Annotated in this window: 1 protein-coding gene; it reads right to left on the bottom strand. The window is 62.4% G+C overall.

Going from position 1 to position 1,037, the window contains the following annotated elements:
* Positions 1-949: IS481 family transposase (locus tag EN990_RS35240; RefSeq protein WP_095770220.1), on the bottom strand; the 949-nt coding region annotated here is incomplete at its 3' end.
* Positions 950-1,037: the final 88 nt, after the last annotated feature.

Below are 1,037 nucleotides of genomic sequence, written 5' to 3'. Positions count from 1 at the left end.
TGTGGAGCTTCAACAGGTTGTCCTCGATCAGGGCGAGGCGACTGATAGGCGTTTTTGACTTTAGGCTGCCATGTGGACGATGCCAATTGTATCTGTGCAGCCAGACAGGCAGTTCGGCGGCACGATGATCGGATGTCGGATAGGCAATGGCGTAGGCCCATTCGCGCAGTGCTGTCTGGATGAAGCGCTCGGCCTTGCCATTGGTCTTGGGCGTATAGGGTCTTGTCGTGACGTGCTTGAGGCCGAGATCGCGGCAGGCCTTGGCGAAGGCCTTTGATCTGTAGCAGGAGCCGTTGTCGGTCATGACGCGGGCTATCGTGACGCCGAGGCTGGCGTAATAGGCGACCGCGGCCTTGAGGAAGGCGATGGCGCACTCCTTTTTCTCGTCGGGCAGGATTTGCGAGAAGGCGATGCGGGACGCGTCGTCGATGCAGACATGGACGAACTCCCAGCCGGCGCCGCGCGACTTGCCCTTTTGCGGATCGCCGGTGATACGATGGCCGACTTGGCTGAAGCGGCCGAGCTTCTTGATGTCGATATGGATCATCTCGCCGGGATGCTCCCGCTCGTAGCGCCGGACCGGTTCGGCCGGCTCGATATCCCTGAGCCGCGACAGCCCGGCACGCTTGAGAACCCGGCTGACGGTGGCGGGCGAGACGCCGACCTCATGGGCGATGTGCTTGCCGGTCAGCCGCTGGCGACGCAAGGCTGCGATGCGCTCGGCCACGGACTGTTCGGTCAGGCTCGGCATGACGGTGGGCCGCGACGAGCGGTCGACCATGCCGGCCCGCCCTTTGGTCTTATAGCGCTCGACCCAGCGCGCCACGATCTTGGCCGACACGCCATAGACGCGCGCCGCATGGGCTTTGGAAAAAGCGCCTTCTATCACCGATAACGCCATCTCCTCTCGACGCAGCGGTGTGAGACGGGCATTCTTGTGGATGTTCATTCGGACCCTCCGATGGATGCTGAAGCGTGGTAACTCCAGTCTCCTCGGTCCGGTCCGAATGGACAACCTCTCGAAAGCTCACACCTAG

Origin of the sequence: Mesorhizobium sp. M7A.F.Ca.US.005.03.1.1 (assembly GCF_003997975.1) — a bacterium.
Lineage (GTDB): Bacteria > Pseudomonadota > Alphaproteobacteria > Rhizobiales > Rhizobiaceae > Mesorhizobium > Mesorhizobium ciceri.
Note: the sequence above shows the minus strand (reverse complement) of the source record. Positions and strands in the feature narration are given on the sequence as shown.